19 protein-coding genes are annotated in these 18596 nt (G+C 68.2%); 12 read left to right on the top strand and 7 right to left on the bottom strand.

What is annotated here, in order from left to right:
- The first annotated feature begins 81 nt into the window (after positions 1-81).
- Both fliI and PWS46_RS23715 read left to right on the top strand, forming a co-directional pair.
- Entirely contained in the window at positions 82-1419 is a 1338-nt protein-coding gene (gene fliI, locus PWS46_RS23710; protein WP_295825562.1) for a flagellar protein export ATPase FliI, read from the top strand.
- Complete coding sequence (locus tag PWS46_RS23715) at positions 1416-1850, top strand: flagellar export protein FliJ (protein ID WP_434623996.1); 435 nt, start codon at positions 1416-1418, stop codon at positions 1848-1850. The genes fliI and PWS46_RS23715 overlap by 4 nt, the downstream gene beginning before the upstream one ends.
- Positions 1851-1882: 32 nt before the next feature.
- On the opposite strand, the gene PWS46_RS23720 is transcribed toward PWS46_RS23715, so the two are convergent.
- The 3 genes from PWS46_RS23720 to PWS46_RS23730 all read right to left on the bottom strand — a co-directional run bounded on the left by PWS46_RS23720 (position 1883) and on the right by PWS46_RS23730 (position 3916).
- Complete coding sequence (locus tag PWS46_RS23720) at positions 1883-2458, bottom strand: hypothetical protein (RefSeq protein WP_434623998.1); 576 nt, start codon at positions 2456-2458, stop codon at positions 1883-1885.
- Positions 2459-2542: 84 nt separating this feature from the next.
- Positions 2543-2776, bottom strand: a complete 234-nt coding sequence (locus tag PWS46_RS23725; protein WP_434624000.1) for a hypothetical protein — start codon at positions 2774-2776, stop codon at positions 2543-2545.
- A gap of 147 nt (positions 2777-2923) precedes the next feature.
- A complete protein-coding gene (locus PWS46_RS23730; RefSeq protein ID WP_434624003.1) occupies positions 2924-3916 on the bottom strand; it encodes a LysR family transcriptional regulator in 993 nt (330 codons plus the stop codon).
- Positions 3917-4074: 158 nt separating this feature from the next.
- On the opposite strand from PWS46_RS23730, the gene PWS46_RS23735 reads away from it, so the two are divergent.
- Positions 4075-5247: a mandelate racemase/muconate lactonizing enzyme family protein gene (locus tag PWS46_RS23735; protein WP_434624005.1), complete on the top strand. Its 1173-nt coding sequence runs from the start codon at positions 4075-4077 to the stop codon at positions 5245-5247.
- Positions 5248-5384: 137 nt separating this feature from the next.
- On the opposite strand, the gene PWS46_RS23740 is transcribed toward PWS46_RS23735, so the two are convergent.
- Positions 5385-5594: a hypothetical protein gene (locus tag PWS46_RS23740; protein WP_434624007.1), complete on the bottom strand. Its 210-nt coding sequence runs from the start codon at positions 5592-5594 to the stop codon at positions 5385-5387.
- Positions 5595-5814: 220 nt separating this feature from the next.
- Here PWS46_RS23740 and PWS46_RS23745 point away from each other — a divergent pair, with 220 nt between their 5' ends.
- Positions 5815-6369, top strand: a complete 555-nt coding sequence (locus tag PWS46_RS23745; RefSeq protein WP_434624009.1) for a carbonic anhydrase — start codon at positions 5815-5817, stop codon at positions 6367-6369.
- A 214-nt stretch (positions 6370-6583) separates the two neighbouring features.
- On the opposite strand, the gene nadC is transcribed toward PWS46_RS23745, so the two are convergent.
- The 3 genes from nadC to nadA all read right to left on the bottom strand — a co-directional run bounded on the left by nadC (position 6584) and on the right by nadA (position 10202).
- A complete protein-coding gene (nadC, locus tag PWS46_RS23750) occupies positions 6584-7417 on the bottom strand; it encodes a carboxylating nicotinate-nucleotide diphosphorylase (protein WP_434624011.1) in 834 nt (277 codons plus the stop codon).
- A complete protein-coding gene (locus PWS46_RS23755; RefSeq protein ID WP_434624013.1) occupies positions 7402-9051 on the bottom strand; it encodes an L-aspartate oxidase in 1650 nt (549 codons plus the stop codon). Before PWS46_RS23755 ends, nadC begins: the two co-directional genes overlap by 16 nt.
- A 140-nt stretch (positions 9052-9191) precedes the next feature.
- A complete protein-coding gene (gene nadA, locus PWS46_RS23760) occupies positions 9192-10202 on the bottom strand; it encodes a quinolinate synthase NadA (RefSeq protein ID WP_434624422.1) in 1011 nt (336 codons plus the stop codon).
- A 170-nt stretch (positions 10203-10372) separates the two neighbouring features.
- On the opposite strand from nadA, the gene PWS46_RS23765 reads away from it, so the two are divergent.
- From PWS46_RS23765 to PWS46_RS23800, 8 genes are all read left to right on the top strand, one after another.
- Positions 10373-10561 (top strand): hypothetical protein, encoded by a 189-nt coding sequence (locus PWS46_RS23765; RefSeq protein ID WP_434624015.1) that lies wholly within the window; start codon positions 10373-10375, stop codon positions 10559-10561.
- 156 nt (positions 10562-10717) lie between these two features.
- Positions 10718-11341 carry a TorD/DmsD family molecular chaperone gene (locus tag PWS46_RS23770; protein ID WP_434624017.1) on the top strand — a complete coding sequence of 208 codons (624 nt, stop codon included), beginning with the start codon at positions 10718-10720 and terminating at the stop codon, positions 11339-11341.
- Positions 11338-11547: a twin-arginine translocation signal domain-containing protein gene (locus tag PWS46_RS23775; protein WP_434624019.1), complete on the top strand. Its 210-nt coding sequence runs from the start codon at positions 11338-11340 to the stop codon at positions 11545-11547. The genes PWS46_RS23770 and PWS46_RS23775 overlap by 4 nt, the downstream gene beginning before the upstream one ends.
- A gap of 19 nt (positions 11548-11566) precedes the next feature.
- Positions 11567-14473 carry a formate dehydrogenase subunit alpha gene (locus tag PWS46_RS23780; protein ID WP_434624021.1) on the top strand — a complete coding sequence of 969 codons (2907 nt, stop codon included), beginning with the start codon at positions 11567-11569 and terminating at the stop codon, positions 14471-14473.
- A 20-nt stretch (positions 14474-14493) separates the two neighbouring features.
- The gene (fdh3B, locus tag PWS46_RS23785) at positions 14494-15129 is read left to right on the top strand and encodes a formate dehydrogenase FDH3 subunit beta (RefSeq protein WP_434624023.1); all 636 of its coding nucleotides are present in this window, start codon (positions 14494-14496) and stop codon (positions 15127-15129) included.
- Positions 15130-15296: 167 nt separating this feature from the next.
- Positions 15297-16298, top strand: a complete 1002-nt coding sequence (locus PWS46_RS23790; RefSeq protein WP_434624025.1) for a formate dehydrogenase subunit gamma — start codon at positions 15297-15299, stop codon at positions 16296-16298.
- Between the two features lie 183 nt (positions 16299-16481).
- A complete protein-coding gene (gene adh / locus PWS46_RS23795) occupies positions 16482-18002 on the top strand; it encodes an aldehyde dehydrogenase (protein ID WP_136701205.1) in 1521 nt (506 codons plus the stop codon).
- Between the two features lie 94 nt (positions 18003-18096).
- Positions 18097-18492 carry a DUF779 domain-containing protein gene (locus PWS46_RS23800; RefSeq protein ID WP_434624027.1) on the top strand — a complete coding sequence of 132 codons (396 nt, stop codon included), beginning with the start codon at positions 18097-18099 and terminating at the stop codon, positions 18490-18492.
- Positions 18493-18596 lie beyond the last annotated feature (104 nt).

Below are 18596 nucleotides of genomic sequence, written 5' to 3' on the forward strand. Positions count from 1 at the left end.
TGGTGGTTAACGTCGCCCCCGTCCACAGAACTACCCCTTAATAGGAGCGCGTTCCGTCTTGTGAACGCCGGTATCCGATCCATGCCGTTCGATATCGATCAGTTGATCCGCGACATCGACCAGATTCCCGACTGCAGCCGCTACGGCCGCGTCACCGCCGTGTCCGGCCTGATGGTCGAGGTCGGCGGGATCGAAAAGGAATTGTCTGTCGGTGGCCGCTGCATCGTCGAAACGCGCGACCGCCGCCGCATTCCGTGCGAGGTGGTCGGCTTCCGGCAGGGGCGGGCGCTCGCCATGCCGTTCGGCGCGCTGGACGGGGTGGGTCTGGGCTGCCGCGCGCTGGTGGCCGGCGACCAGGCGATGATCTATCCGACCGACGCCTGGCTCGGCCGGGTCGTCAACGCGCTGGGCGAGCCGGTGGACGGCAAGGGACCGCTGCCCAAGGGGCCGCAGGGCACGCCGATCCGCAACAACCCGCCCAATGCCCATTCCCGCGCCCGGGTGGGGCAGAAGCTGGACCTTGGCATCCGCGCCATCAACGCCTTTCTCACCTGCTGCCGCGGCCAGCGCATGGGCATCTTCGCCGGATCGGGCGTCGGCAAATCGTCGGTCATGTCGATGCTGGCGCGCTTCTCCGCCGCCGAGGTCGCGGTGATCGGCCTGATCGGCGAGCGCGGACGCGAATTGCAGGAGTTCATCACCGAGGATCTGGGCGAGGAGGGTCTTGCCCGCAGCGTGGTCGTCTGCGCCACGTCGGACGAAGCGCCGCTGATGCGCAAGCAGGCGGCCTACATGACGCTGGCGGTGGCCGAGCATTTCCGCGACCAGGGCCGCGACGTGCTGTGCATGATGGACAGCGTCACCCGCTTCGCCATGGCCCAGCGCGAGATCGGCCTGTCCGCCGGCGAACCGCCGACGACCAAGGGCTATCCGCCGACCGTCTTCGCCGAGCTGCCGCGCCTGCTGGAGCGCGCCGGGCCGGGGGTGGTCGGGTCGGGCACCATCACCGGCCTGTTCACCGTGCTGGTCGACGGCGACGACCACAATGAACCGATCGCCGACGCCGTGCGCGGCATCCTGGACGGCCACATCGTGATGGAACGCAAGATCGGCGAGCGCGGGCGCTATCCCGCCATCAACATCCTGCGCAGCGTGTCGCGCACCATGCCCGGCTGCAACACCGCGAACGAGAACGAACTGGTCGGCTATGCCCGGCGCCTGCTGTCCTCCTACGACAACATGGAGGAGATGATCCGGCTGGGCGCCTACCGCCGCGGCACCGACCCGCAGGTGGACGAGGCGATCCACTACCAGCCGGCGCTGGAAGCCTTCCTCAAGCAGGGCAAGCGCGAGGCCACCGATCTGGAGACCAGCTACGCCATGCTCGCTGAAATCTTTGGGGTGCAGTGGCCGCAATGAGCCTGAAGACGATCATCCGCCTGCAGAAGCTGCAACTGGACGAGAAGCGTCGCGTCCTGGCGGACCTCCACACGCTGGCCGACCGGCTGCGCAACGAGATCGAGAAGGTGAAGCAGGAGATCGCGCACGAACAGGAAACCGTGCGCGACGATTTCTCCGTCTCCTTCACCTATGCCAACTTTGCCCATGCGGCGTTGGAGCGTGGCCGCAAGCTGGGCGAGTCCCTGGGGCAGGTGGAGGCGCAGATCAACATCGCCACCGACGAGATGGCCGAGGCCTTCCAGGAACTGAAGCGTTACGAGTTGGCGGAAGAGGAGCGGCAGAAGCGCGAGCGCGACAAGCAGAAGCGCAAGGAGGCCGCGATGCTCGACGAAACCGCGCTGGTCGGGTTCAGGCGCCGGCAGGCGGAGGAGGAGGCGGCCGGGGGGTGAGGGTTGGGGGCATTGAGCGACAACGTTGCCCTTCAAACCGTCACCGACACCAGCCCACCCGGCGACCCGCCTGTAGGCCCGCCTGCCGACGTCGGAGTGAAGCCGCCGGTCGTCGGCGCCGCAGCGCTGGCCCCCGTCACCGTCCCGCCGCTTGAAGCACTCGCGAACGAAACGCCGATCGACGCGCCGGCCGACCCGGAGTCGCTCGCCGTCGTGCCATAGCCGCTGCCCGACGAAGCCGCCGTTCCACCGGTGGAACCGTTCGCCGATCCGTCGGACCCGGCCTTCGCCGCGGCCGACTTCCGCTCATCCTCCTGGGCAAGGCGGCTGGCGGTGCGGCGGTATTCCTCGACGACGCGCTGGGACGGGATCTGGTCCTGGGTTTCGCCGGTGTCGAAATCGCGGAAATACAGCACCGCCACCCGCGCGCCCTGGTCATAGCGCAGGAAGGGGCTGATATAGCCGGGACCGGACGCCTTGTCCGTCCCGCCATCGGCGGTGCCGCCGGTGCCCTCGGCGGGACGTGATGCGGACGCGGAACCCGCCTCCGTCGGCTGGAAAGCCGTCGGGCGGATTGCCGTCGTGCTGGAAACGCCACGGATCTCCATCGGTGCCTCCCGCGCTTCATGCCCGCTTTCCAGGCGTTGACGTTCAGACGGCCCCCGTCCTTCCCGCAGTGCGACCCGGTGGGGTCAGACCGAGATGTTGAGAGTCTGGCCGCGGGTGGGGGTGGTGTTGCCGCCGCTGCCGGATCCGCTCTGGACCGTCTGCGCCTCCTGCTGGCGGCGGGTGCGCTCGGTCTGGTCTTCCTGCGCGGACTCGACGGGGGAGGTGGACCGCTGCGCCGCGGCCGGGCCGCTGCTGAGCGGGGTGACGTAGGGCTGCTGCTGATAGCCGCCGATACCGCCAATGCTGCTGACGCCCATGATCGTTCCTCCGGTCGCTGACGCGACGCTTCCTAAAACCAACTAGGCAAATTTTGCCCGATCGGAAGGGTTAGCGCCAGCGAAATCGCGCGGTTGGAAAGCCTTTGTCGAGAATGTCAACGATCAAAGTGACTTGCGGTCAAACGGTCACAACTCTTTTTCCGTGACCGGCTCCGCTCCGGCAACCGGGGGAGCGGACTCCGCAGGCGACTCGGCATTGCGCCACAGGGCGGCTTCGACCGCGAGCGTCCAGAAGCTTTCGGCCGCCTTGCTCTGGCGGGCGCGGGGGCGGACCAGCCGAATCTGCACCGGAACGGTCCAGCGCTCGTCGCCGGCCGGCATGCCGGCGCGAACCAGGGTGCCGCGCGCCAGATCCTCGGCGATCAGGCTTTCCGGCAGCCAGGCCACGCCGCGCCCGTCGCGGGCCAGCGTGCGCAGAACCGCCGCGAGGTGGGAGGTGAAGACGGTGTCGAGCGCGGCGGGCAGCGGCTGCGCCGCCCGCACCGCCTCCAGGATGCGGCCCATGCCGGATTCGCGGCTGTAGGACAGGTGCGGCAGCGGCGCGTCCTGACCGTCGGCCAGCAGATGGCGCGGCCGGCCGGCGGCATCGGGGGCGGTCACCGCCAGCAGCCGGTCGCCGCCGACGACGACGGAGCGGAAGGACTCCGCATCCAGCCGGCCGGCCGCCGCCGGGTGGGCATGGCAGAGCAGGAACTGCGCCTGCCCGGCCAGCATCAGCCGCTCGCAGGCCTCCATGCTGTCGGACGACAGGGTGATGGCGCCCAGCCGCGCCCGCGCCTCCAGCGCCCGCAGCCAGGAGGGGAAGAAGGTCAGCGACAGCGCGTGGGTGGCGGCGAAGCGCAGGGTCGCGGCCTCCGACTGCGCGGCGAGCCGGGCCTCCTCGCGGCCCTGCAGCAGGCGGCGCACGGTCTCGTCGGCGAAGGGGCGGAAGCGGCGCCCGGCCTCCGTCAGCGTCACCGGCTGGGCGCTGCGGTCGAACAGCGGGGTGCCGGCCCAATCCTCCAGCGCGCGGATGCGGCGGCTGAAGGCCGGCTGGGTCAGGTGGCGCGCATCGGCGGCGCGGGAGAAGTTGCCGCAATCGACCAGCGCCAGAAAATCGTCGAGCCAGGAGAGTTCCATCGCCCAATCTTCGTCACGTCTGCCGGGCCTGAACCGGCGTTGGTGCAGCCTATGCCGAACCCGCATGATGCGTTCCGACCTTGGCATTGGCCCGGCGGCCCGCACCATCCCTACAGTGCCGTCATCGAACGCGCCACCACGCTGCAAGGGGAACCGCCATGCGCATCGTCGAAATCCGCGAGCAGACCGCCGGCATCAAGTCCGACATCGCCAACGCCTTCATCGATTTCAGCCAGATGACCTGCAGCGTCGTCGCGGTGGTCACCGATGTGGTGCGCGACGGCAAGCCGGTGATCGGCTACGGATTCAACTCCAACGGCCGCTATGCCGCGGGCGGGCTGCTGCGCGAGCGCTTCATTCCCCGGCTGATGTCGGCGGCACCCGACAGCCTGCTGGACGACAGCGGCGAGAACCTCGACCCGTTCCGCATCTGGGCGCGGCTGATGACCAACGAGAAGCCGGGCGGCCATGGCGAGCGGTCGGTCGCCGTCGGCACCATCGACATGGCGGTGTGGGATGCCGTGGCGAAGATCGCCGGAGTGCCGCTCTACCGCCTGCTGGCCGACCGCTTCCGCGGCGGGGTGGCCGACGACAGCGTCTGGGTCTATGCGGCCGGCGGCTATTACTATCCCGGCAAGGACGTGACGGCCTTGCAGGACGAGATGCGCAGCTATCGCGACCGCGGATACAAGGTCGTGAAGATGAAGATCGGCGGCGCATCGCTGGAAGAGGATTTGCGCCGGATCGACGCGGTGCTGGAGGTGGTCGGGTCGGGTGAGAATTTGTGCGTCGATGCGAATGGCCGCTTCGACCTCGGCACCGCCATCAAGTATGCGGAGGCGCTGAAGCCCTACGGCCTGCTCTGGTACGAGGAGGCCGGCGATCCGCTGGACTATGCGCTGCAGGCCGAACTCGCCAAGCATTACGATCGCCCGATGGCGACCGGCGAGAACCTGTTCTCGCACCAGGACGCCCGCAACCTGATCCGCCATGGCGGCATGCGGCCCGACCGCGACTGGCTGCAGTTCGACTGTGCGCTGAGCTATGGACTGGTGGAGTATCTGCGCACGCTGGACATGCTGAAGGACAATGGCTGGTCCAGCCGCCGCGTGGTGCCGCATGGCGGGCATCAGATGTCGCTGAACATCGCCGCCGGCCTGCATCTGGGCGGCAACGAATCCTACCCCGACGTCTTCAAGCCCTTCGGCGGTTTCGCCGACGGTATCGCAGTCGAGGACGGCCGGGTGCGCCTGCCGGACCTGCCCGGCGTCGGTTTCGAAGCCAAGTCCGAACTGTTCGCGACGATGAGCGGCCTGCTGGAAACCCGGTAATGTTGCTCAAGCTTAAGATCGGAACCTGTTCCATTGGGAGACCGGCTATCAATCTTCGATTCGGTCATTGACCGAGTGCCGTACTGTGGCAATCTGTTGGTGGTCGCAACGTTTCAGAAAGGAGGTGATCCAATGTCTCATGGAGCCAGTCCGGTCGTCGCCGCTTTGTTCGGTCTCGCCACTCTCCTGACGGCGGGGATCGCCAACGCGGACTGTTCGTCCAGCCACAGCGCGAGCGCTTCGCCGCCGCCGGCCTCCAGCACCGTCGGGTCGGCCGGAACGCCGGCGCCGAGCACCACGCGCGGCGGATGACAGCCGAACGCTGACGACCGGGAACATCCATGCATGGAAACGGGCCGTCCCTCACCGGGGCGGCCCGTTTTCTTTTCCGTTCGGGAATGCAAAGAAAACAGGTTGTGGGTCGATCTATCCGAAAAATACCACAGAGGCGAGCGATCGTTGCTTTTCCGCACTGTGGAACCCCATGTATTGGAATTTTTAATACTTATCCGCCACCATCGCGCGTGAAACCCCCGATACGGGTTCGGGGCGTGTTGGGAGGGCACAATGGATCATTCGACCGGTCATCACCATGGTTGCTGCCAGGGCGAGCACAGCTCGCGCCGCGGGTTCCTGAAGCTGGCGACGCTGGGCGCCGGCGTGACGCTGATGGCGCCGATGATGATGAGCCGCCCGGCGCTGGCCGGCAGCGTCGACACGCTTCTGCTGTCCTGCATGGACTATCGCCTGATGGGCCATGTCGCCAGCTACATGAACGCCCGCAACATGCAGGCGAACTACGACCACGTCATCCTGGCCGGTGCCAGCCTGGGCGCGCTGACCGACAAGAAGCCGGCCTGGGGCGAGGCGTTCTGGGACCATGTCGCGGTCGCCAAGGACCTGCATCACATCAAGCGCGTGATCGTCATGGATCACCGCGACTGCGGCGCCTACAAGGTCTTCCTCGGCATGGACCTGTCGCCCGATCCGGCCAAGGAGGCCGAGGTGCATGGCCAGTACCTGACCAAGCTGAAGGCGATGGTCAAGGAACGCCACCCGGACCTCGAGGTCGAACTGCTGCTGATGGGCCTGGACGGCAAGGTCGAGAAGCTGGCGGCGTAGTAGGAAACATCTGGGAATATCTCCCTCTCCCCCCGCTTTCGCGCAAACGAAGTTTGCGCTGTCGCAGCAGGCGGACCGAAGGTCCGCTGAGAGCGGGGAGAGGGTCGGGGTGAGGGGGATGCATAGCGTGGATTCTCGGGAGTCCTCGCCGCGTCACCCCCTCGCCCTAACCCTCTCCCCGGGGGGGAGAGGGGATCCTTTCCAAGTCTCACCCTCACATATCCAGCCCCAGATCCAGGTTCGGGGCGCTGTGGGTCAGCCAGCCGCAGCTGATCATGTCGACGCCGGTCTCCGCGATGGCGCGGACAGTGGCGAGCGTGACGTTGCCCGACGCCTCGGTCAGCAGGCGGCCGTCGACCATCCGAACGGCGCGGCGCAGCGTGTCCGGGTCCATGTTGTCGAGCAGCACCACATCGACCGGCAGGCCAAGCAACTCGTCCAGCTGGTCGAGCGTGTCGACTTCCACCTCCACCTTGACCATGTGGCCGATGGCGGCGCGGACGCGCTCCACCGCCGGGCGCACGCCGCCGGCGACGGCGATGTGGTTGTCCTTGATCAGCACCGCGTCATCCAGCCCGAAACGGTGGTTGAAGCCGCCGCCCAGCTTCACCGCATGCTTTTCCAGAACGCGCAGGCCCGGGGTGGTCTTGCGGGTGCAGACGATGCGGGCGTTGGTGCCCTCCACCTCGCGCACCAGGGCGCGGGTGGCGGTGGCGATGCCGGACAGCCGGCCCATCAGGTTCAGCGCCGTGCGCTCTGCCGTCAGCAGGGCGCGGGCCTTGCCCGTCAGGCTGGCGATGGTGCCGCCGGGGGCCACGTCGTCGCCGTCGGCGCGCTCCACCGTCACCGAAATGGCCGGGTCGAGCAGGCGGAAGGCGATCAGCGCCGCCTCCAGCCCGGCGACGCGGCCGTCCTTGCGGGCGGCGATGCGGGCGGTCGCCACCGAATCGGCCGGGATGATGCTGTCGGTGGTGATGTCGCCGGCCCGGCCCAGATCCTCCGCCAGGGCGGCGCGGACGATGGGCTCGACGGTCAGAGGATGCAGCATGCGGCGTCTCCGGACAGGGGACCGGCGGTGCCGGCCAGTTCGCTGAGGGTCAGGGTGCGGCGGGTGAAGGCGGGATTGGGCAGGGGATGGTCGCTGCGGCAATGGGCGCCGCGGCTTTCCTCCCGCGCCAGCGCGGCATGGACGACGAGCCGGCCGACCAGCAGCCGGTTGCGCGCCTCGCCCCACTGGCGGACGATCTCCGGCGGGGCCTTGGCGTCCTCATGGGCGTCATCCTCCTCGCAGCGGAGCATGTCGAGCGCCGCCGCCAGCCGGTCGAGCTTGCGCCGGGCGGCCAGCAGCCCCAGCCCGTCGCGGACCAGCCCGGCGCCGTCATAGAGCGCGCTGCGCGCCTCCGCTCCGATGGCGTCGAGCAGGATATGGCTGACGTCGGCGGCGACCGCCGGCGGACGGGGCAGGGCGAAGGGCGGCAGCGGCGCCAGAGGGCGCTCCGCCACATCGCGGGCGACGCGCGCGCCGAAGACAAGCGCCTCCAGCAGCGAATTGCTGGCAAGCCGGTTGGCGCCGTGGACGCCGGTGCAGGCGACCTCGCCGCAGGCCCACAGCCCCTCCAGGCTGGTGCGCCCGTCGGCGTCGGTGACCACCCCGCCCATGTGGTAGTGGGCGGCGGGGGCCACCGGCATCGGCCCGGCGAAGGGATCCAGCCCATGCTCGGCGCAGAGTGCCAGCACGGTGGGGAAGCCGCCAGGCTTGGAGGCCAGCGCCGGGCGCAGGTCGAGGAACACCGGCTCCCCCGCGGCGACGCGCCGGCCGATGGCGCGGGCCACCACGTCGCGTGGCGCCAGTTCGGCCAGCGGATGCTCGTCGGGCATGAAACGGTGGCCGGCATGGTCGAGCAGGAGGGCGCCCGCGCCGCGCAACGCCTCGGTCAGGAGTGGCACCGGGTCGGCATCGACGGCCAGCGCCGTCGGGTGGAACTGGACGAACTCCAGGTCGGCCAGCCGGGCGCCGGCTCTTGCTGCGATGGCGAGGCCGTCGCCGGTCGCCTCCGCCGGGTTGGTGGTGCGGGCGAAGGTGGCGCCGATGCCACCGGTCGCCAGGATCACCCGCGGGGCGCGGTGCAGCACCCAACCCTCCGGATGGCAGGCCAGCAGGCCGCAGACCCGTCCGTTGCGCAGCACGAGGTCGACGGCGAAGGCGTCGGTCTCCACCCGCACCGACGGGGTGGCGCGCAGGCGCTCGGCCAGGGCGGTGACCAGGGTGCGGCCGGTGGCGTCGCCGCCGGCATGGACGATGCGGGCGGCGCCGTGGGCGGCCTCGCGGCCCAGCAGCGGCGAGCCGTCGGGCGCGCGGTCGAAGGGCAGGCCGTCGTCGAGCAGCCGGCGGACCAGCGCGGCGCCGTCGCGGGTCAGCAGGGCCGCCATCGCCGCATCGACCAGCCCGGCCCCGGCGGCGACGGTATCGGCGGCATGGTCCTCCGGCCGGTCGCCGGGACCGACGGCGGCGGCGATGCCGCCCTGGGCATAGAGGCTGGAGCCGCCGGGCAGGTTGGCGGTCTTGGTGATGAGCGTGACGGCGCGGGGTGCCAGTTGCAGGGCCGCGGTCATCCCGGCAAGGCCGGAACCGACGACGATCACCTCGGCATCGCGGACATCGTAAGGCGTGCTGGAGGTCATGGGGGGACTCCTACACAACGCAATCAGATCCCTTCTCCCCCCTGGGGAGAAGGTTAGGATGAGGGGGTTCGGCGCAGCCGAAGAGATCCTCGAAGCGGGTCCCCCTCACCCCGACCCTCTCCCCGGGGGGGAGAGGGGGGTTACTTCGGCTTCACCGCCAGCATGCGTTCCACCGAGCGGCGGGCGCGGGCGGCCAGCGCGTCGGGGATCTCCACGCGCGGTTCCAGGGTCTGCAGCGACTCCAGGATGCTGGACAGCGTCACCGTCTTCATGTGAGGGCAGAGGTTGCAGGGCCGCACGAACTCCGTCTCGGGCGAGGCGGCGGCGACGTTGTCGCTCATCGAGCATTCGGTGACCATCAGCACCCGCGGCGGCTTTTCCGAGCCGACAAAGTCGATCATCCGGGCGGTGGAGCCGACGAAATCGGCCGCCTTCAGCACGTCGGGCGGGCATTCGGGGTGGGCGATCACGGTCAGCCGGTCGAAACGGCGGCGGAAATCCTCGATCTCGGCGCCGGTGAAGCGCTCGTGCACCTCGCAATGGCCCTTCCAGGCGATGATCTCGACCTTGGTCTGGGTGGCGACGTATTTCGCCAGATACTCGTCGGGCAGGAAGATCACTCGGTCGACGCCCAGCGATTCCACCACCTCCACCGCGTTGCCGGAGGTGCAGCAGATGTCGACCTCCGCCTTCACCTCGGCCGAGGTGTTGACATAGGCGACCACCGGCACGCCGGGGTGCGCTTCGCGCAGGAGCCGGACATCGGCGGCGTTGATGCTGTCGGCCAGCGAGCAGCCGGCGTTGCGGCTGGGGATCAGCACCGTCTTGGCCGGATTCAACAGCTTCGCCGTCTCCGCCATGAAATGCACGCCGGCCAGCACGATGACATCGGCGTCGGTCTGGGTCGCCTTGGCGGCCAGCGCCAGGCTGTCGCCGACGATGTCGGCCACGCCGTGGAAGATCTCCGGCGTCTGGTAGTTGTGCGCCAGGATGACGGCGTTGCGCTCGCGCTTCAGCTCGTTGATGGCGTGGACCAGCGGCGCGTGAAAGGGCCATTCGATGGCCGGGACGACGCGCTTCATGCGGTCGTAGATCGGCGCGGTCGCCGCGGCGACGGCGGGGGTGTAGGCGAGTTCGGCGACCTCGGGCATCATGTGCTCCGCTCTATGCTCGTTCTGAGCAAAACCATATGTGCTCGATTGGAGCATATCAAGCGGAAAAGATCGGAGGGAAACATTCCGGCTCGGGCAGCGTTGTGGGTGGCGTGGGCGGAGCCGGCAGCGCGGCTTCGTTCCGGTCAGCGCTGTCCGGAGATTTGCCGATGAAAGCCTTCCTCGCCGCGCTTGTCGCCATCCTCGTCCTGGCGGGTGGCGCCTGGGCGATCCTGCCGAGCCTGTTCGCCCGCAGCGCCGACGAGACCTACGCCTCGGTGGGCGCGCGGGTGGGGGAGGAGGCGTCGGTCGAACACCGAAACCTCTCCGGCCGTCCGCAGGCCGACCATAAGGAGTGAACTCTTCCCCGAAAAATGGGATGACCCCAGCAGGATAACCCCGACCGGGTAAGGCAACCTTTGGTCTTGCCCGGCGTTGTCCATGTTCGGGCAAGTCATGGCTTTCGACCGGTCATGGCTTTTGAAGAGAGTTCCGGAGCGGCTTGCGGGAGTGTGATGACGGTTCATGATCCGGAAAGCGGCGCGGATGGATTGCGCGCCGACGTCTACCGGCTGCTGGCGCTGACTCTGGCCGCCCCGCCGGGCGCCGATCTGCTGGCGCTGCTGGGCGGCCTCACCGGCGATGCGACGCCGATCGGCCGCGCCTTCGACGATCTGGCCGCCCGCGCCCGCGCCACCGACGCCCAAGCGGCGGAACGCGAGTTCAACGCGCTGTTCATCGGCGTCGTCCAGGGCGAGCTGGTCCCCTACGCCTCCTATTACCGCACCGGCTTCCTGACCGACCGTCCGCTGTCGGCCCTGCGCGCCGACCTGCAGGCGCTGGGGCTGGAGCGCGCGCCCGACGTTTCGGAGCCGGAGGACCATATCGCCGCACTCTGCGACGTGATGGCGGTGCTGATCCGCGAGGGGGCCGACCCGGCGGTGCAGCGCCACATGCTGGACAGCCACCTGACGCCCTGGGCGGACCGCTTCTTCGCCGACCTGGAAGGGGCGGAGGCGGCTGGCCTCTACCGCCCGGTCGGCACCATCGGCCGCCTGTTCCTGGAGATCGAACGGGAAGCACTCAACCGACAGACCGACTGGCGACAGACCGACCAGCTGGAGGAGGCCGACATATGAAGACGCCGCGAGAACCCGCGCGCAATCCCCTGCAGCGCCGCGACATCCTGAAGACGCTGGGCCTGGGTGCGGCCGGCGCCGCCGCGGCCACAATGCTGCCGGCGGGAGACGAGGCGCGGGCGGAGGAAGCGCCGCAGGAGCAGGTGAAGACCCGCTACCGCGAAACCGAACACGTCAAGCGCTTCTACGCGCTGAACCGCCTGTAGGGCGATCCGGAGGGTGTCCATGCTGGTCAAACGCAGCTCGGCGAAAACGACAGGCAACAAGCGCACCGGTCTGGTCGCCGCGCTGGCCGACAGCCTGGAGTCGGGCGTCAGCCGCCGCGGCTTCCTGCGCCGCTCCGGCCTTGCCGCGGGCGGCATCGCCGCCGTCGGCGCGCTGCCGGGCGCGATGATCCGCAAGGCCGAAGCCGGCCCGATCCTGCCGAATGTCGAGGTGGTGACGCGCAAGAACGTCTGCACCCACTGCTCGGTCGGCTGCACGGTGATCGCCGAGGTGCAGAACGGCGTCTGGGTCGGGCAGGAGCCGGGCTGGGAAAGCCCGATCAACCAGGGCACCCACTGCGCCAAGGGCGCCTCGGTGCGCGAACTGACCAAGGGCACCCGCCGGGTCAAATACCCCCTCAAGCTGGTGGACGGCGTTTGGCAGCGCATCGGCTGGGACCAGGCGATCGACGAGATCGGCAACCAGTTGCTGGACATCCGCAAGGCGTCCGGCCCCGACGCGGTGTTCTGGCTGGGCTCGGCGAAATTCTCCAACGAGGGCGCTTATCTCTACCGCAAGCTGGCGGCCTTCTGGGGCACCAACAACGTCGATCATCAGGCGCGCATCTGCCACTCCACCACGGTCGCCGGCGTGGCGAACACGTGGGGCTACGGCGCCATGACCAACAGCTACAACGACATCCAGAACTCCAAGGCGCTGCTGATCGTCGGCGGCAACCCGGCGGAGGCGCACCCGGTGTCGATGCAGCACATGCTGCGCGGCAAGGAGCACAACCGCGCGCCCTTCATCGTCATCGACCCGCGCTTCACCCGCACCGCCGCGCACGCCACCGAATATGTCCGCATCCGTCCCGGCACCGACATCCCGATCGCCTGGGGCCTGCTGTGGCACATCTTCGAGAACGGCTGGGAGGACAAGGAGTATATCCGCCAGCGCGTCTACGGCATGGACGAGATCCGGGCCGAGGTGAAGAAGTGGACGCCCGAGGAGGTCGAGCGGGTGACCGGCGTTCCCGGCCCCCAGCTGCGCCGGGTGGCGGAGGTGATGGCGAAGAACAAGCCCAGCACGGTGATCTGGTGCATGGGCGTTACCCAGCACACGGTCGGCACGGCCAACGTCCGCGCGCTGTCGATCCTGCAGCTGGCGCTGGGCAACATCGGCGTGGCCGGCGGCGGCGCCAACATCTATCGCGGCCACTGCAACGTGCAGGGCGCCACCGACTTCGGCCTCGACGTCAGCACGCTGCCCGCCTATTACGGGCTGGCCGAAGGAGCGTGGAAGCATTTCTCGCGCGCCTGGGACGTCGAATACGACTACATGAAGAGCCGGTTCGCCTCCAAGGAGCTGATGGAGACGAAGGGCATCCCGACCACCCGCTGGTTCGACGCGGTGCTGGCCAAGCCGGGCGACATCGACCAGCCCAGCCCCCTGCGCGCCATGATGTGCTTCGGCCATGGCGGCAACACCGTCACCCGCATGCCGGACATGGTGAAGGGGCTGGAGAAGCTGAGCCTTCTGGTCATCGCCGACCCGCACCCGACCACCTTCGCCGCGATCAAGCAACGGCGCAACGGCACCTATATCCTGCCGGCCTGCACCCAGTTCGAGACCGACGGGTCGCGCACCTGCTCCAACCGCTCGATGCAGTGGGGGGAGAAGGTGGTGGAGCCGATCTTCGAATCGAAGGACGACTACACCATCATGTACAAGCTGGCGCGCAAGCTGGGCTTCGCCGACCAGATGTTCAAGCACATCACGGTGGAGGAAGACCGGCCGGTGCCGGAGGACATCCTGCGCGAGATGAACCGCAGCTGCCTGTCCATCGGCGCCACCGGCCAGTCGCCGGAACGGCTGAAGATGCACATGAAGCATCAGGCCGATTTCGACAAGATCAGCATGCGGGCCTCCTCCGGCCCCTGTGCCGGCGATTATTACGGCCTGCCCTGGCCGGTCTGGGGCCATCCGGAGATCAAGCATCCGGGATCGGCGGTGCTCTATGATACCTCCCGCCATGTGATGGACGGCGGCGGCGTCTTCCGCGCCCGCTTCGGGGTGGAGCGCAACGGCGTCTCGCTGCTGGCCGATGGCTCCTATTCGAAGGGGTCGGAGATCGAGGACGGCTATCCCGAATTCACCATGGCCGTGCTGAAGAAGCTGGGCTGGGACAAGGACCTGACGCCCGACGAGATGCGCGTCATCCAGGCCATCGGCGGCGCCAACGTCGACAGCGTCAGCTGGCAGACCGACCTGTCGATGGGCATCATCCGCGTGGCGCTGAAGCATGGCTGCGTGCCGCACGGCAACGCCAAGGCGCGCGCCGTCGCCTGGAACCTGCCCGACCCGGTGCCGATCCACCGCGAGCCGATCTATTCCCCGCGCCCCGATCTGGTGAAGACCTTCCCGGCCATCGAGGACCGGCGCGACTTCCGTCTGGTCCAGCTTGCCCGCTCGCTCCAGTTCAAGGTGGCGGACAGCGACCTGCGCCAGCGCTTCCCGATGATCCTCACCTCCGGCCGGCTGGTCGAGTATGAGGGCGGCGGCGAGGAAACCCGGTCCAACCCCTGGCTGGCCGAACTGCAGCAGTCGATGTTCGCGGAGATCAACACCAAGGACGCCGAAGGGCTGGGCATCCGGGACGGATCCTGGATCTGGGTCCATGGACCGGAGGACGGCAGCAAGGCCAAGGTGCGGGCGCTGGTCACCGACCGCATCGGCAGCGGCACGGTGTTCCTGCCCTTCCACTTCTCCGGTTTCTGGCAAGGCGAGTCCCTGCGCGGCAACTACCCGCCCGATACCGACCCGATCGTGCTGGGCGAGCCGGCCAACGGGGTGACGACCTACGGCTACGACCCCGTCACCTTCATGCAGGAAACCAAGGTCACCCTCTGCCGGGTCGAACCGGCATGACGTGCGGGAGCTGATCAGACATGGCCCGGATGAAGTTCCTGTGCGATTCGGAACGCTGCATCGAATGCAACGCCTGCGTCACCGCCTGCAAGAACGAGCATGAGATCCCCTGGGGCATCAACCGCCGCCGGCTGGTCACGCTGAACGACGGCAAGCCGGGCGAGCGGTCGATCTCCATGGCCTGCATGCACTGCAACGACCCGCCCTGCGCCGCGGTGTGCCCGGTCGACTGCTTCCTGCAGACGGAGGATGGGGTGGTTCTGCACAGCAAGGACCTGTGCATCGGCTGCGGCTACTGCTTCTACGCCTGCCCGTTCGGCGCGCCGCAATACCCGCGCACCACCGACTTCGGCAGCCGCGGCAAGATGGACAAATGCACCTTCTGCGCCGGTGGCCCCGAACCGGACGGCAGCGTCGAGGAGTACCAGAAATACGGCGCCAACCGGCTGGCCGAGGGCAAGCTGCCGCTCTGCGCGGAGATGTGCTCCACCCGCGCGCTGATGGCCGGCGACGGGGCGATCCTGGCCGACATCTATCAGGAACGGTCGGTGCGGCGTGGCTACGGCTCCGGTGCGCCGGGCTGGTCCACCGCCTATGGGCGGAATGAGCGCGGCTCCCCCTATGCGCCCGGCGGGCCGGGGACGGGAGGGGCGTGAGAGGTCCTGAGCGAGTGCGACGTTAGACCCCCACCTAACCTCCCCCACTGGGTGGGGGAGGGACTGCCGCCACTCTCCCGCACAAGCACTCGCTCCCTCCCCCGCCCAGCGGGGGAGGGTTGGGGTGGGGGCAAGTAAGGCGCCAATTCGTCAATTGGGAGACCACCATGCGCCCCCTGCACGCCCTGCTGCTGATCGCCCTGCTGGCCGTTTCCGGTCTGGCCGCTCCGACTTTCGCACAAGCGCAGCTCACCCAGGTGCCCGGCCCCAACTCGCCGACCACCAAGGAGCAGGTGCCGCTCTATGTCCCGCAGGACGACAAGGTCGTCGGCCGCGTCAGCATCCCGGACGAGAAGCTGGCGGTTCTGGTCCAGCCGGAAGGGCGGGAGTGGCGGGAATGGCGCACCCACACGCTGCGGCTGGCCATCGGCGGGCTGGCCGTCGGCATGATCGTCGTGCTGGCGGGCTTCTTCCTCTATCGCGGTACGATCCGCATCCATGGCGGCAAGTCGGGGCGGCTGGTGCTGCGATTCAACGAACTGGACCGCTTCGCCCATTGGACGACGGCGGTCAGCTTCCTGACCATGGCGCTGACCGGGGTGATCATGACCTTCGGCCGGCCGCTGCTGATCCCGCTGATCGGCCATCAGGCCTTCACACCGTTGGCGGAATATTCCAAGTCGATCCACAACTTCGTCAGCGTGCCCTTCGTCGTCGGGCTGGTGATGATCGTCGCGCTTTGGCTGCGCGACAACATCCCGGAGAAGGCCGACTGGACCTGGATCAGGACGGCCGGCGGACTCTTCTCCAAGGCCGGCGGCCATCATCCGGAAGCCGGACGCTTCAATGCCGGGCAGAAGCTGGTGTTCTGGAGCATCGTGCTTGGCGGCGTCGCAATGGCGGCCACCGGCTATCTGCTGATGGTGCCCTTCGCCGTCACCGGGATCGGCGGGATGCAGACCATCCACGTCATCCACGGGCTGGTGGCGGCGGCGCTGATCGCCGCGGTGATCGGTCACATCTACATCGGCACCATCGGCATGGAAGGCGCCTTCGACGCCATGGGCTCCGGCGAGGTCGACGAGAACTGGGCGATGGAGCACCACCGCCGCTGGTATCAGGAGCAACTGCGCAAGGGCTATGTCGAAGGGCGTCAGCCGGCGGAGTGAAGCGCCCGGGAGATCCTGTCATTGGGTGAACCGTCATTGGGTGGGACACGAACAATCCCACCCCCGCACCGTCTCCTTCCATAGTACAATTTACCCTGCACCTCTCAGAGTGGCTGAATGGCCCCGACAAACGCGTTGGACCGGAGACCTGACCGGTTCACCACACTGAGAGGAACGGCCCAAATGCTCCACCAGGCTCTCGAAACGCTCCAGAAGCAGATCGCGCTCCGCCCCCGCTACGACAACTTTATCGGCGGCCAGTGGGTGGCGCCGGTGGACGGCCAATACTTCACCAACCTGACCCCGATTACCGGCAAGCCGCTGTGCGAGATCGCCCGTTCCCAGGCCGCCGACGTGGAGCTGGCGCTGGACGCCGCCCACAAGGCCAAGGACGCCTGGGGCCGCACCTCGCCGACCGAGCGCTCGAACATCCTGCTGAAGATCGCCGACCGCATGGAAGAGCGGCTGGAGATCATCGCGCTGGCCGAGACGCTGGACAACGGCAAGCCGATCCGCGAGACCCGCGCCGCCGACGTTCCGCTGGCCATCGACCACTTCCGCTATTACGCCGGCTGCATCCGCGCCCAGGAAGGCTCGATCGCCGAGATCGACCACACCACCTACGCCTACCACTTCCATGAGCCGCTGGGCGTCGTCGGCCAGATCATTCCCTGGAACTTCCCGCTGCTGATGGCCGCCTGGAAGCTGGCCCCGGCGCTGGCCGCCGGCAACTGCATCGTGCTGAAGCCGGCCGAGCAGACCCCGATGGCGATCATGGTCCTGATGGAGATGATCGGCGATCTGCTGCCGCCGGGCGTCATCAACGTCGTCAACGGCTTCGGCATCGAGGCCGGCAAGCCGCTCGCCACCAACAAGCGCATCTCGAAGATCGCCTTCACCGGCGAGACCTCGACCGGCCGCCTGATCCTGCAGTACGCCTCCGAGAACATCATCCCGTCGACCGTCGAGCTGGGCGGCAAGTCGCCGAACATCTTCTTCGAAGACGTGATGGCGTCCGACGACGAGTTCCTGGACAAGGCGCTGGAAGGCTTCGCGATGTTCGCGCTGAACCAGGGCGAGGTCTGCACCTGCCCGAGCCGCGTCCTGATCCAGAAGTCGATCTATGACCGCTTCATCAAGCTGGCGGTGGAACGCGTCAACAAGATCGCCCAGGGCCATCCGCTGGACGGCGGCACGATGATCGGTGCCCAGGCGTCGCAGGAGCAGATGGAGAAGATCCTCTCCTACATCGAGATCGGCAAGGCCGAGGGCGCCAAGGTTCTGGCCGGTGGCGGCCGTGCCCATCTGGGCGGCGAGCTGGAGGGCGGCTACTACGTCCAGCCGACCATCCTGGAAGGCCACAATAAGATGCGCATCTTCCAGGAGGAGATCTTCGGCCCGGTCGTCGCCGTGACGACCTTCGAGACCGAGGAAGAGGCGCTGGCCATCGCCAACGACAGCGAGTTCGGCCTTGGCGCCGGTGTCTGGACCCGCGACGGCAACCGCGCCTTCCGCATGGGCCGCGGCATCCAGGCCGGCCGCGTGTGGACCAACTGCTACCACCTGTACCCGGCGCACGCCGCCTTCGGTGGTTACAAGAAGTCCGGCATCGGCCGCGAGACGCACAAGATGATGCTCGACCACTACCAGCAGACCAAGAACCTGCTGGTCAGCTACAGCCCGAAAGCGCTCGGCTTCTTCTGAGCCCTGCTCCTCCCTATCGGGCAAACCTGGGCCGGGGGCGCGTCCCCCGGCCTTTTTTCTTTCCCCGCGTGGTTCCGTGATAAAGGAACGTCCCATGCCCACCGCCCCCGCGCCGACAGGCCGCGTTGCAGCCACCCCCGAAGCCATCGCCCTGCTGGACCGCCTTGCCGCGAAGCACGGGCCGCTGATGCTGCATCTGTCGGGCGGCTGCTGCGACGGGTCGGCGCCGCTCTGCCTGCCGAAGGGGGAGTTCCGCATGGGCGGGCGCGACATCTGCATCGGCCGGATTGGCGACACGCCTTTCTGCATGTCCGACGATACCTTTCAATGGTGGCGCAACACCCAGGTCATCCTGGACGTTATCCAGGCGCGCGGCGGCGGTTTTTCCATCGAGGCGCCGGACGGCGTCCGCTTTACCGCCAAGGCCCGTCTGTTCACCGACGAGGAACTGGCGGGCTTGCCGGAGCCGCAGCCGGCTGAGACTGTCTAGGCCGAGCATCTTCAGGAGCCGCCCCGCATCATGTCCTCCTTCACCGGTCCGCGGATTGGTCTTGCCCGCCGCCATCCCTGGAGTACCCTTGCCGGATCGCATCC

This window comes from Azospirillum sp. B2RO_4 (assembly GCF_051124815.1).
Lineage (GTDB): Bacteria > Pseudomonadota > Alphaproteobacteria > Azospirillales > Azospirillaceae > Azospirillum.